Genomic DNA, 12,216 nt, shown 5'->3' on the forward strand with positions numbered 1-12,216 from the left:
TACAATTTTGATGAGATAACGGACGCACCCTCCGCTCCGTCCGACCCAGGCAAACCGGGAGACCTTTATGACCGTTGGCATCGACGCCCAACAGCCGCTGTGGTTTTACGATTTCGTCTCGCCGTTCACCTACCTGTTGCTCGAGCAACACGACAAATGGCCCGGCATGGACTTCGCATTCACGCCGGTCGTGCTGAACGATCTGTATCGCCACTGGGGCCAGCGCTCCGCGTACAGCGTGCCCGCCAAGCGCACCTTCATGTACCGGCACGCGCTGTTTCGCGCGGAGCAGCTCGGCATTCCGTACAAGATGCCGCCCGCCCATCCGTTCGATTCGATGAAACCGCTGCTGCTCGCGACCGCCGCGAACGGTGACGTGCAATTCGTGCGCGAGATTTTCCGCTTCATCTGGCGCGACGGGCGCGACCCGTCGAGCGATGAAGCGTTCGCCGAGCTGTGCGAGCGCGTCGGCAAGCCGGACGGCCCCGAGCTGATCCAGGACGAAGCGGTGAAGGCGCAACTGCAGCGCAATACCGCCGATGCGATCGACCTCGGCGTCTATGGCGTGCCGACGTTTCGTCTGAACGATCAGCTGTTCTGGGGCGAGGACGCGTTGCCGATGGTGCTGTACTGCGCGCGCACGCCGAACTGGCTCGAATCGCGCGAAGTGAAGAGAATCAGTTCGCTGCCGTGGGGCCTCGCGGACAAGCCGGCACCGGCGCCATAACACGGCGGCGGCAGCGCGCCGCGCCGCGGCTGCGGCTTCCGCCCGAACGAAGCGCCGCCGGCACGCGCCGCGCTGATGCCGGCCATACCGCGCCCGCTATGCCGCCGACGCGCAAACGGGCCTAAGGTTATAAGCTTTCGCACCCCACGCGCTCGCCGCGCGGCGAGCCGATCGGCTGCGCCCGCGTCACCACGCTTCGACCATGGACGACACCGCCGCCTCACTCGATATCTGGCTCGTGCGCGTGCTGCGCACGCTTCTCGTCGAGCGCAGCGTCACGCAGACCGCGATGCGGCTGAACCAGACCCAGCCCGCGATCAGCACCGCACTGCGCAAGCTGCGCGAAACGCTCGGTGATCCGATTCTGGTGCGCGGCAAGTCGGGCATGGTGCCGACCGAATACGGCGAGTCGCTGCTCGCGGCCGCGCAGCGCGTGCTGCGCGATGTCGATTTCGTCGCGACGCCGCACGGCGATTTCGACCCGGGCCGCTCACGCCGCACCTTTCGCGTCGCCGCGCCCGACTATCTGAACGACTTCTTCATGCCGACCGTGATCGCGCGATTTCGCGAAGCGGCGCCGCATGCGCGGCTCGAAATCGAATCGCTGGGGCCGCTGCTCGATCATTCGGCCGCGCTCGACGCCGGCGAACTCGATCTCGTGATCGGCAACTGGCCGAAGCCCGATCCGCGCTTCGAGCGCAGCGACCTGTTCGCCGATACCGTCGTGTGCATGATGCGCGCGGACCATCCGCTCGCGCGCGAGCCGCTCACGCGCGACGCCTATCTGGCCGCGCCGCATCTGGCGCCGACACCGTACAGCGGCACGCGCGGCGGCGCGATCGATACCGGCTTCGCGCGCGCGAAGGCGAGCCGGCGCATCGTCGCTACGCTGCCCTACTTCGGGCTCGTCGCGCAGACGCTTCTGCAATCCGATCTGATCTTCACGACCACGCGGCGCTTCGCGATGCACTACGCGAGCATGCTGCCGCTCGCGGTCGTCGATGTGCCGATCGCGTTTCCGCGCATCCGCTGCTATCAGTTGTGGCATCCGCAGCCGGAGCGGCCGAGCGATATCGGCTGGCTGAGGACGTTGATGTCCGAGGTGTCGAGTGAGCTGGTCGGGCGCAAGACGCCGCGCGTGAAGACGCCACAGCGGGGCCAACAACAACCGTCCAGCGGCAAATAAAGAAGGGGGACGGCGCGTGAGCCCGTCCTCTTTCGAACCCTCGCGCAAACCGCTGCGCCGGGTGGCCTAAGCCATGATCTGCTCGGTTGCGTGGATCTGGCTCGCGGCCTGCCGCGTCCTCACCCGCAGCAGTTGCGCGCACACCGCAATCGCGATCGCCGCGGGTGCCTTGTCGACGATGCCTTCGACGCCGATCGGGCAAGTCATCTCCGCGAGCCGCTCCAGCTCCACGCCTCGTTCGAGCAAACGCCGCTCGAACTTCACGCGCTTCGTCTTCGAGCCAATCATGCCGAAGTAGCTGAAATCGCGCCGTCGCATGATGCGCGCGGCCAGTGAAAAATCTAGCGCATGGTTGTGCGTCATCACCAGAAACCACGCGCCGGGCGGCGCCGCGTCGACGATCGCATCGGGTGTGTCGGTCGCTTCGACCTGCACGTTGGGCGGCGTTTCGTCGGGGAACAGCTCGTCGCGTTCGTCGACCCACTGGACCACGCACGGCAGGCTGCCAAGCAGTTGCACGAGCGCATGGCCGACATGCCCCGCGCCGAACAGCACGATATGCATCGGCGCGGGCCGCGCTGCCAGTTCGGACGCGACGCTACGCCGGCCGATCCGCACCGGTGCGGCATCGTCGATGGCGCCGGTGCCGTTCAGATAATTGTTCAGGCGTGTTTCCATATCGCGCTCCCGCTCGTCCGCCATTCGCCATCACGCCTGCCGCGCGGCCGCGGTCGCGGCGCGCACCGCTCCGACCGCCTTGAGAATTTCCTCGCTGGTCGCGGGCGCATTGAGTGGCGGATTGACCTGGTGGCCGCCCACCGCCGACACCGCGTCGCGCACCGCGAAGAACACCGAGAACGGCAGCAGCAGCGGCGGCTCGCCGGTCGCCTTCGAACGATGGATGCTGTCCTCCACGTTGCGGTTCTTGAACAGCTTCACGTTGAAGACCGGCGGCACGTCGTTGACGGTCGGGATCTTGTACGTCGACGGCGCGTGCGTCATCAGCTTGCCGCCCGCGTTCCACCACAGTTCCTCGGTGGTGAGCCAGCCCATGCCCTGAATGAACGCGCCTTCCACCTGGCCGACGTCGAGCGCCGGATTCAGCGAGGCGCCCACGTCGTGCAGCGCATCGGCGCGCAGCACGCGCATTTCGCCGGTCAGCGTGTCGATCACGACTTCCGACACCGCCGCGCCGTACGAGTAGTAATAGAACGGCCGGCCTTGCAGCTTCGACTGATCCCAGTAGAGCTTCGGTGTCGCGTAGAAACCGTCGGACCATAGCTGGACACGCGCGAGATAAGCCTTTGCGATCACTTCCTCGAACGGCACGGCGAGTTCGCCGACCACCACGCGATCATGCGCGAAGCGCACGTCGCGCGCGGTCACGCTGCCCGCGCCGTAGCGCTCGGCCGCGAAAGCGGCGAGCCGCTCGCGCAACTGGCGCGCGGCGTCCTGCGCGGCTTTGCCGTTCAGATCGGAGCCGGTCGAAGCAGCCGTCGCCGACGTATTGGCGACCTTGCTCGTATCGGTCGCGGTCACGCGAATGCGCTTGAAGCCGACGCCGAGTTCATGCGCGACGACCTGCGCGACCTTCGTGTTCAGCCCCTGGCCCATTTCGGTGCCGCCGTGATTCACGAGCACCGAGCCGTCGGTGTAGATATGGACGAGCGCGCCGGCCTGGTTGAAGTGCGTGACGTTGAACGCGATGCCGAACTTGACCGGCGTCAGCGCGAGGCCCTTCTTGAGGATCTCGTTGTTCGCGTTGAATGCGTCGATCTCCTCGCGGCGCGCGCGATAGTCGCTGGTCGCTTCCAGTTCGTCGATCAGCTCGTGAATCACGTTGTCTTCGACCACCTGGCCGTACGGCGTCTCGTTGCGCTCGGTCTTGCCGTACATATTGCGGCGGCGCACGTCGAGCGCATCGATGCCGCACGAGCGCGCGACGTTGTCGAGGATGTACTCGATCGCGAATGCGCCTTGCGGACCGCCGAAGCCGCGAAACGCCGTGTTCGACTGCGTGTTGGTCTTGCCGCAGAAGCCGTCGATCGATACATCCGACAGCCAGTACGCGTTGTCGAAGTGACACAGCGCGCGCGTCATCACCGGGCCCGACAGGTCCGCGGAAAAGCCGCAGCGCGAGGTCATGTCGACCGCGACACCTTCGATCACGCCGTCTTCGTCGTAACCGACTTCGTACGTGTAGTGGAAATCGTGGCGCTTGCCGGTCACCATCATGTCGTCGTCGCGATCGGGGCGCAGCTTGACCGGGCACAGCAGCTTCCATGCGGCGAGTGATGCGCAGCAGGCGAACAGCGCCGACTGCGATTCCTTGCCGCCGAACCCGCCGCCCATGCGCCGGCATTCGATCAACACGTTGTGTGATGCAACGCCCAACGTGTGCGCGACGAGGTGCTGCATTTCGCTCGGATGCTGGGTCGAGCAGTAGACGTGCATGCCATCGTCATCTTTCGGCACCGCGTACGAGATCTGCCCTTCCAGATAGAACTGCTCCTGGCCGCCGAGCAGCATCTCGCCGGCCTCGCGATGCGCGGCGCGCGCGATCTTCGTGCCGGCGTCGCCGCGCGCGAGCTTCATCGGCGGCAGCACGAACTGGTTCGCGGCGCGCGCCTGCTGCGCGGTCAGTACCGCCGGCAGTTCCTCGTAGACCACCTCGGCGCGTCGCGCGCCGAGCCGCGCCGCTTCGTGCGAGCTGGCGACCACGATGAACATCGGCTGGCCGACGTATTGCACGACGCCGTCGGCGAGGATCGGATCGTCGCCATGAACGATCGGGCCGACGTCGTTGGCGCCGGGGATGTCGTCGGCGGTGAAGACCGCGACCACGCCGGGCGTCGCGCGCACCCGGTCGAATGCGATCGACACGATCTTCGCGTGCGCCTTCGACGACAGCCCCAGCGCCGCGTGCAGCGTGCCGGCCACTTCGGGGATGTCGTCGGTGTAGGTCGCGCGGCCGCTCACGTGCAGATGCGCGGACTCGTGCGGACGCGACACGTGCACCTGGGTGAACTCGTCGAGATCCTGAAGCTCTTTCAGGAACGGTTCGGCTTGCTGGTTCATCGTTGGGTTCTCCGTATCCGTGGACGCGCGGCGCTCAAACGCTCGCGCCGGCCGGCGCGACCGCGCGCACATCGAGCGCGCTCTTCGGCAGCGGCTCCCGCGCGCGCGTTTCGAGCCAGAAGCGGTACAGCGTGTTCTTCGCCGCTTCGAGGCGGTAGTCGCTGGTCGCGCGCATGTCGGTGAGCGGCGCATAGTCGTTGCCGAGCGCAAGCATTGCGGCTTGTGCGGTCGCCTCGTGCCAAGCGGCGTCGCGCAGCACGGCTTCGGCATTGAGCGCGCGCTTCGGCGTCGCGGCCATACCGCCGAACGCGATGCGCGGCTCGCGGATCACGTCGCCGTCGGCGATGAACGAGAACGCCGCGCAGACGGCCGAGATATCCGAGTCGAAACGCTTCGACAGCTTGTAGGTGCGAAAGCGCAGGTTCTTGCGCGCGCCGCCGCGCGCGGGCACCTTCAGGCCGACGACGAACTCGTGCTCGGCCATGTCCTTCTTCTGATACGCGAGGTACAGGTCTTCGAGCGGCATCTCGCGTTCGATGTCGCCGCCGCGCACGATCACGCGCGCGCCGAGCGCGATCAGCCCCGGCATCGAATCGCCGATCGGCGAGCCGTTCGCGATGTTGCCGCCGAGCGTGCCGGCGTTGCGGATCGGCAGCGACGCGAAGCGCTGCCACATTTCGGTCAGCTCCGGGTACTGCTTCGCGATCTCGGCATACGCTCTTTCGACGCTGACGCCGGCGCCGATTTCGATCCAGTCGTCATTGGTTTCGAGCTTTTGCAGCTCGGCGATCTGCCCGACGTAGACGAGGTTGCCGAGTTCGCGCATCTGCTTAGTGACCCACAGGCCGATATCGGTGCTGCCCGCGAGGATGCGCGCGGCCGGTTCCCGCTCCTTGATCTGCGCGAGCGCCGCGACCGTGCGCGGCGCGGCGAAGCGCTGGCCCGCGTGCTCGTAGTGGAACGTGTCGTCGCGTTCGAGCGTCGCGAGCGTGTCGGCGAGCGCCTTCACGTCGAGCGGCGCTTGCGGCGCGGGCGCCTCGAACATGCGCTCGGCCGCATCGACGATTGGCCGGTAGCCGGTGCAGCGGCATAGGTTGCCGGTCAGCGCATTGCCGATCGCCTCGCGCGACGGCACCGTGCGGTTCGCGCAGCCATCCTCGTGGCCGTGCTTCTCGTAGAGCGCCCACATCGACATGATGAAGCCCGGCGTGCAAAAGCCGCACTGCGAGCCGTGGCAATCGACCATCGCCTGCTGCACCGGATGGAGCGACCCGTCCGGCTGGCGCAGGTCTTCGACCGTGAAGAGCGCGCGGCCGTCGAGCGTCGGCACGAACTGGATGCAGGCGTTGACCGCCTTGAAGTCGACGCCGCCCGCCGCGTTGCGCTCGCCGATCACGACGGTGCAGGCGCCGCAGTCGCCTTCGGCGCAGCCTTCCTTGGTGCCGGTGCAATGCGCGTCTTCGCGCAGATACTGCAGCACCGTACGGGTGACGGGCGCGTCCTGGATTTCGCGGATCGCGTTGCGGTGATAGAAGCGAATCGGCTCGGTCATGTCTCGGTGCTCTCGTCTGTTCGGTGTTCGCGCGGACACGCCGCGTCGATGGTTTGAAAGCTATCACCGTCAATAAACACAACCCATAGCCTGAATCGCATGGGGGACATATTCGTGGCGCGATATAGAACTGGATTTGCGTGCGGCAACGCTTATGTTGCTATGGATGTTTTTCCGTATTTTTATTGTTTTTGCGGATTAAACGACATACCCTAGCGCGGCAAGCCAGCCGTCTCGCCAGAAAATCACGCGGCCAAGGCGCGAAAACGGACCTTTATCGAGTCGCGACCCGCCATCAGTTCGTCCCATTTTTTAGGCAAGCCCTGCAAAGGAATCGGTTCCATGGGACAATCACGCCTCCTCGCCGATTTCAAGTCTCGTTTTCCCGATGTCCACCGACTCCGCGCCCGCCCGCAGCGAATTTGCGACGACCTTGCAGATCATCCCAGTCGTCTTTTTCACCTTTCTTTGCTACCTCACGATCGGAATTCCGCTCGCGGTGCTGCCCGGCTACGTGCACGGCGACCTCGGCTACAGCGCGGTGCTGGCCGGCGCAGCGATCAGCGTGCAGTACCTCGCGACGCTCGCCTCTCGGCCGCTCGCGGGCCGCTCCGCCGATACGCTCGGGCCGAAGCGCACGGTATCGATCGGTCTGCTCGGCTGCGGCGCGAGTGGCGTGCTGCTGCTGCTCGCCGCGCTGGCCGGTTCCTGGCCGGTGCTGAGCCTCGCGCTGCTGGTGTGCAGCCGCCTCGTGCTCGGTTTCGGCGAGAGTCTGTGTGGCACCGGCGCGATCCTGTGGGGGATCGGCCGGGTCGGCACGTCGAACAACGCCCGGGTCATTTCGTGGAACGGCATCGCAACCTACGGCGCGCTCGCAATCGGTGCGCCGCTCGGCGTGATGATCTCGCGCTCGATCGGCTTCACCGCGCTCGGCATCCTGGTGATCGCGCTGGCAGGGCTCGGCTATTACCTCGCGCGTCTGATCGCGCCGGTGCCGGTCGTGCACGGCGAGCGGATGTCGTATCGCAGCGTGTTGACGCGCGTGCTGCCGCACGGCATGGGTCTCGCGCTCGGCTCGGCCGGCTTCGGCTCGATCGCGACCTTCATCACGCTGTTCTATGCGGCGAAGCACTGGCCGAACGCGGCGCTGTCGCTGACGCTGTTCGGCACGCTGTTCATCGGCGCGCGCCTGCTGTTCGCGAACACGATCAAGACCTACGGCGGCTTTCGCGTCGCGATCGCATCGTTCTCGTTCGAATGCGCGGGTCTGTTGATGCTGTGGCTCGCGCCCGAGCCGCATATCGCACTCGCGGGCGCCGCGCTGACTGGCTTCGGCTTCGCACTGGTATTTCCGGCGCTCGGCGTCGAGGCGGTCGGGCTGGTGCCGCCGGCGAGCCGCGGCGCGGCACTGTCCGCGTACTCGGTGTTTCTCGATCTGTCGCTCGGCATCACCGGGCCGCTGGCGGGATATATCGCCGGCGAGTTCGGTTACGGCTCGGTGTTCCTGTTCGCCGCGCTCGCGGCCGCCGCGGCGGTCGTGCTGTCGACGGTGCTGTATCTGCGCAACGCGAAGGTCGCCGGCCTGTCCACCGCGCAGTGAACACCGTCCGTCTCGGCGGCTAATCCCTCTCCGCGGCCATCTCCTGCTTGATCGCGGTCTGCGAGCGCACCGCGATCTGGCCGTGATTGATCCGGCTCGACAAGTTGTACACGCCGATCAGCATGAACAGCTCGGTCGCGGCCACCGAGCACGCGGTGCCGACGCCGCCCCAGAAGTAGATGCTGATCGGCGCCTGCACCAGATGGAACAGCGCGCCGTAGAGATAGATCCGCTTCAGCAACGACTGATTGCCCGACGCGATCACCGTCAACATGACCTGGGTCGTCGTCATGCCGACGATTGCCGGCACGAACACGAGGACGCGCAAAATGCGGAACGTTTCGCCGAACGCCTCGCCGAGAAAACGTCCGACGAACCATTCACCGAGCACCGTAAAGCCGACCAGGATCAGCACCGCCGACGCCGCGAACGCGAGCATGAAGCCGCGGTTGACCTTGTGGATATAGCCGAAGTCGTTGCGCTCGTACGCGACGCAGATCTTCGGAAAGAACGCCTGGATGGCCGGCGCCGTGCACGCGCGCAGCGCGTTGGTGAGTCGCTCGGCCGCCACGTAATAGCCGACCGCACCAGGGCCGCTGATCATGCGCAGCATGATCACGTTCGCGTACATGTACACGGACGTCAGCGCCGAGCCGAGAAAGATGTGATACGCCTCTTTCGCCTCGGCCATCACGTCGGCCCAACCGACCCGCACGGTCAGCAAGATCTCGCGCTTCCAGATCAGCGCGCCCATCAGGATCAAGCCGCACACGAAGGTCGGCGCATATTGCAGCGCGGCCGCGAGCATCACGTCGTCGCGAGTCTTCACGAACAGGAACAGCGGAATGAGCAGACCCACGCGTGTGGCGAGCAGCGTGCCCGCGAGCACCGGCAGGCGCTGCGTGCCTTCGTAGAAGCAGCCGGGCGTCAGCACGCCGCCCCAGATCACGAGCGAGCCGAGCAGCGTCGCACCGCGCTCCTGCGGCGTTATGTGAGCGGCGAACGCCCAGACGACCAGCACCAGCGAGCACAGCAACGCGAGAATCGCGCGGCCGATCGTAGTCGACCAGTAGATGCGGTTCACGACTTGAGGATTGCCAATGTGCACCGCCACCTTGCGCGCGCTCGACAGGCCGAAGCCGAAGTCGACGATGACGAGAAGAATCTGCGAAATCGATTGCGCGTAACCGATCACACCCAACCCGGCCGGCCCAAGTACGTGCGACAGATACGGCAACGTAACGAGCGGCAGCACGTAGTTCAGCGCATACACCGAATACAGCGCGATGATGACGTTTCTCGTCGACACAATCGTCCTGTTTGCAGTTGAAACTCAAGTCGAAAAAACAGAATACGACACGAAAGCAGGTTCACTTAGTGCGACATCGATCTTGTTGTAGCGATCGTCTTCACTATTTGCGTTCAATACCGCGCTCTTCACCGCATTGCCGATCAGATTGCTCACGACGGTCTTGTAGTTGGCGTCGCTTGCGTCGGTTGCGAACAGGATTTCGGCGAGTAGAGCATGGCCGCGTGTGGCCGCACGCAGCACCACGCGGCCCGAGGTCGAGCGCAGCACGTTGATCGAGATGCTCGTCGTCTCCTGCGACACCGTCTGGTTTCCGCAGTGCAGTGCCGCCGCGACGCCGCCGCGTTCGTAGCCGACACCGAGATTGAGCGCATGCACGAGGCTCGCGTCCTTGCCGCCCGCGATCGCACCGCCGCCCGGATACGCCTTCGCGTAACCGACGATCGAATCGCCGGCGCGATCGCCGAAATTGCCCTGAATCGTGATGCCGTCGAGCGGCGTGCTACCAGGCGCGGTCGAACTGCCGTACACGAACTGCGGGCCGTCGCAGCCGGCGTTCTCATCGTCCTGGCCGGGCCGGTAGCGATTGCCGACGATCGTCGCGCCCTGCTGGTAGTCGATCTGGATGTGGCAGCTCTGACCGGGCGGCACATCGAGGTACGACGGATGGCCGCGCGTCGAGAACTTCCAGCGGCCGATCTTGCCGTCGCCGCCGCAACCGTTGCGCGAGAAGTAGTTGCCGTTCACCACTTTGCCCCAGTTGCCGCTCTTCATATAGACGCCGGCAAAGCCATTGCGATCGAACACCGCGCCGACGATCAGCGACTCCGCGCCGAGAATCACGCCGTGACGCGCATTCCATTCCCAGCGTCCGCCGATCACCTGCCAGAAGTTGTCGACGATATCCGCGCCGGCCGTATGGCAGAACATGCCGATGCAGTTGATCAGCGAGCCGTCGGTGTGCTCGGTCGCGTAGAAGCCGCGCTCGCACATGTACGCATAGCAGCGCTCGAGCGTCGACGTGACGCCGAGTTCGTAGCCCGCCCGTGAAAAACCGATCGCCGTGCAACGACTCGCTCCGGCCGACGTGCCGAAGTGAATGCCGATCGCCGTGTTGCCGGTGTGCGCCGGATAGTTGGCGAGGTAGTAGATGACCTTGTCGTAATGCGCGGGCCGCACCTGCACATGCTCGACGAACGCCGAGTCGCCGAGCTTCAGCGCCGCCGACGTCGGGCCGCCCGCGTCCTGTCTCTCCAGCACGGTCGCCCCCATCGCGATGTCGGTGATCACCACGTATTCGCCGCCGCCGTCGCCGCGCAGTCTCGAACCGTTCGCGGTGGTCAAGTCGCCCGTGTAACGCCAGATGCCGCGCGGCAGATACAGCCCGCGCGCGCCGCTTGCGAACGCCTCCCGGAGTTCGGCGCCGACATCGTAGCCGGACGCGCCGCGCTGGATCGCCGCCAGCCTGCGCGGATCGACGAAGCGCGCGACGCTGACCTCGAGTCCCGCGACGATGTCGCTGAGCGTCTTCAGGTAGCTCGGCGCGACCGGTTCCAATGCGGCACGCTCGGGCACGGACGCGGCGACGCGCAGGATGCCGCCTGCGCCGTCGGCCGCGCCGTTACCCACGGTCGCGAACGCGTCGGGCGCGCGCGGCGCGTGCCCGGTCGCGCGCGCGATGCCCAGATCGGCTGCGCTTGCACTGGCCCCGGCCAGACCGCCGAGCAGGAACGTCTTGAGCGCCTGTCGCCGGGTTTTCATCTACCCCTCCCCCATTGCGTTACTCCTGCTTTTTTCACGTCGATACGGCGCGAGGCGTCACTCGACCGTGATTCTTTGCGCCTGCTCGGCGGCCGCCGCACGCGCGCTCACGGCGGCCATCGGGACCGGCAGCGCACGCGCCTTCGCGCCGCGCATCAGGCCCTGCACGCCTGGCGGCCTGAACAGCGGCACACGATACTTGCGGCTGAAGCGCCACAAGCTGTTCATATGCCGGCGTCCCGCCTTGCTGAGGAAGCCCGCTGCGGACGCGCGCTGATGCTCGTGCGTGAGCCGCGCGCCCGGCACGCACAGCACGCGGTAGCCCGCCTGCCAGATGCGCGCGCAAAAATCGACATCCTCCATATAGAGGAAGAAGTGCTCGTCCATGCCGCCGAGTTCGCCGAACAATGCGCGCCGCACGATAAAGCCCGTGCCCAGCACCCACTCGGCTTCGAACGGCGTGCCCGCGGCCCACGCTTCGCGCATCATGTGGATGTCGATGCGGCGCTTGAACACGCCGAGCCGCCCGAGCGGCGAGCGCCGGCCGAGTATGTCGAGCACCGAATAGAAGCGCCGCGCGGAAAACTGCCGCTCGCCATCCGGGTAGACCAGATCGAGACCGACGAGGCCGACATCCTTCTCCGTCTCGAACAACTGCACCGCGTTTTCGAGCGATGTATCGACGAAATAGGTGTCCGGGTTCAGCACGAGCACGAGTTCGCGCAGACAACCGACCATGCCGAAATTGACGCCGGCTCCGAAGCCGCGATTGATCGACGTTTTGACGAGTCTCACTCCTGTCGGAAGCGTCTCCCTCAGATAGGAAAACGAATTGTCAGGTGAAGCGTTGTCCACTACGACGATGTCCTCCTTATCCGCAATCGAAAGTTCCAGGACGGAGCGCACGCAATTTCCGACCAGTTTCGGCGTGTTGTAATTGACGATCACCACACTGATCATTCCCTTCAGGTTCATCCCCACCTCCTGCTTTGCATCAGGTGTT

At 65.7% G+C, this 12,216-nt stretch carries 9 protein-coding genes; 3 read left to right on the forward strand and 6 right to left on the reverse strand.

Features of this window, described 5'->3' with window-relative positions; genetic code table 11:
* Positions 1-67: 67 nt before the first annotated feature.
* Together QFZ91_RS12200 and QFZ91_RS12205 are read left to right on the forward strand one after the other, a co-directional pair.
* On the forward strand, positions 68-727 hold the full coding sequence (locus QFZ91_RS12200) for a 2-hydroxychromene-2-carboxylate isomerase (protein WP_176379091.1): 660 nt from the start codon (positions 68-70) through the stop codon (positions 725-727).
* A gap of 202 nt (positions 728-929) precedes the next feature.
* Positions 930-1,913 (forward strand): LysR substrate-binding domain-containing protein, encoded by a 984-nt coding sequence (locus QFZ91_RS12205; RefSeq protein WP_429567389.1) that lies wholly within the window; start codon positions 930-932, stop codon positions 1,911-1,913.
* A gap of 66 nt (positions 1,914-1,979) precedes the next feature.
* Here QFZ91_RS12205 and xdhC read toward each other — a convergent pair whose 3' ends face one another.
* From xdhC to xdhA, 3 genes are read right to left on the reverse strand one after another with little or no spacing between them, the layout of a single operon-like run.
* A complete protein-coding gene (gene xdhC, locus QFZ91_RS12210) occupies positions 1,980-2,591 on the reverse strand; it encodes a xanthine dehydrogenase accessory protein XdhC (protein ID WP_429567390.1) in 612 nt (203 codons plus the stop codon).
* 30 nt (positions 2,592-2,621) lie between these two features.
* Entirely contained in the window at positions 2,622-4,991 is a 2,370-nt protein-coding gene (gene xdhB, locus QFZ91_RS12215; RefSeq protein WP_429567391.1) for a xanthine dehydrogenase molybdopterin binding subunit, read from the reverse strand.
* A gap of 34 nt (positions 4,992-5,025) precedes the next feature.
* Entirely contained in the window at positions 5,026-6,543 is a 1,518-nt protein-coding gene (gene xdhA / locus QFZ91_RS12220) for a xanthine dehydrogenase small subunit (protein ID WP_429567392.1), read from the reverse strand.
* 388 nt (positions 6,544-6,931) lie between these two features.
* Here xdhA and QFZ91_RS12225 point away from each other — a divergent pair, with 388 nt between their 5' ends.
* On the forward strand, positions 6,932-8,143 hold the full coding sequence (locus QFZ91_RS12225) for an MFS transporter (protein WP_429567393.1): 1,212 nt from the start codon (positions 6,932-6,934) through the stop codon (positions 8,141-8,143).
* A 19-nt stretch (positions 8,144-8,162) separates the two neighbouring features.
* Here the strand turns inward: QFZ91_RS12225 and QFZ91_RS12230 are convergent, their stop codons facing one another.
* Genes QFZ91_RS12230 through QFZ91_RS12240 form a run of 3 tightly spaced genes read right to left on the reverse strand, consistent with a single transcriptional unit; the run spans position 8,163 to position 12,188 of the window.
* Positions 8,163-9,452 (reverse strand): oligosaccharide flippase family protein, encoded by a 1,290-nt coding sequence (locus QFZ91_RS12230; protein ID WP_429567394.1) that lies wholly within the window; start codon positions 9,450-9,452, stop codon positions 8,163-8,165.
* Positions 9,453-9,476: 24 nt separating this feature from the next.
* Positions 9,477-11,213: a hypothetical protein gene (locus tag QFZ91_RS12235; protein WP_429567395.1), complete on the reverse strand. Its 1,737-nt coding sequence runs from the start codon at positions 11,211-11,213 to the stop codon at positions 9,477-9,479.
* Positions 11,214-11,270: 57 nt separating this feature from the next.
* Positions 11,271-12,188 carry a glycosyltransferase family 2 protein gene (locus QFZ91_RS12240; RefSeq protein ID WP_429567396.1) on the reverse strand — a complete coding sequence of 306 codons (918 nt, stop codon included), beginning with the start codon at positions 12,186-12,188 and terminating at the stop codon, positions 11,271-11,273.
* Between the last annotated feature and the right edge of the window lie 28 nt (positions 12,189-12,216).

It is taken from the genome of Paraburkholderia sp. JPY419 (genome assembly GCF_050435705.1).
Taxonomy (GTDB): Bacteria; Pseudomonadota; Gammaproteobacteria; order Burkholderiales; family Burkholderiaceae; genus Paraburkholderia; species Paraburkholderia youngii.

Bases quoted from the DNA above. Each gene is read 5' to 3' on its own strand.
- QFZ91_RS12200 (WP_176379091.1), top strand. From the start codon at position 68: ATGACCGTTGGCATCGACGCCCAACAGCCGCTGTGGTTTTACGATTTC.
- QFZ91_RS12205 (WP_429567389.1), top strand. From the start codon at position 930: ATGGACGACACCGCCGCCTCACTCGATATCTGGCTCGTGCGCGTGCTG.
- xdhC (WP_429567390.1), bottom strand. From the start codon at position 2,591: ATGGAAACACGCCTGAACAATTATCTGAACGGCACCGGCGCCATCGAC.
- xdhB (WP_429567391.1), bottom strand. From the start codon at position 4,991: ATGAACCAGCAAGCCGAACCGTTCCTGAAAGAGCTTCAGGATCTCGAC.
- xdhA (WP_429567392.1), bottom strand. From the start codon at position 6,543: ATGACCGAGCCGATTCGCTTCTATCACCGCAACGCGATCCGCGAAATC.
- QFZ91_RS12225 (WP_429567393.1), top strand. From the start codon at position 6,932: ATGTCCACCGACTCCGCGCCCGCCCGCAGCGAATTTGCGACGACCTTG.
- QFZ91_RS12235 (WP_429567395.1), bottom strand. From the start codon at position 11,213: ATGAAAACCCGGCGACAGGCGCTCAAGACGTTCCTGCTCGGCGGTCTG.
- QFZ91_RS12240 (WP_429567396.1), bottom strand. From the start codon at position 12,188: ATGAACCTGAAGGGAATGATCAGTGTGGTGATCGTCAATTACAACACG.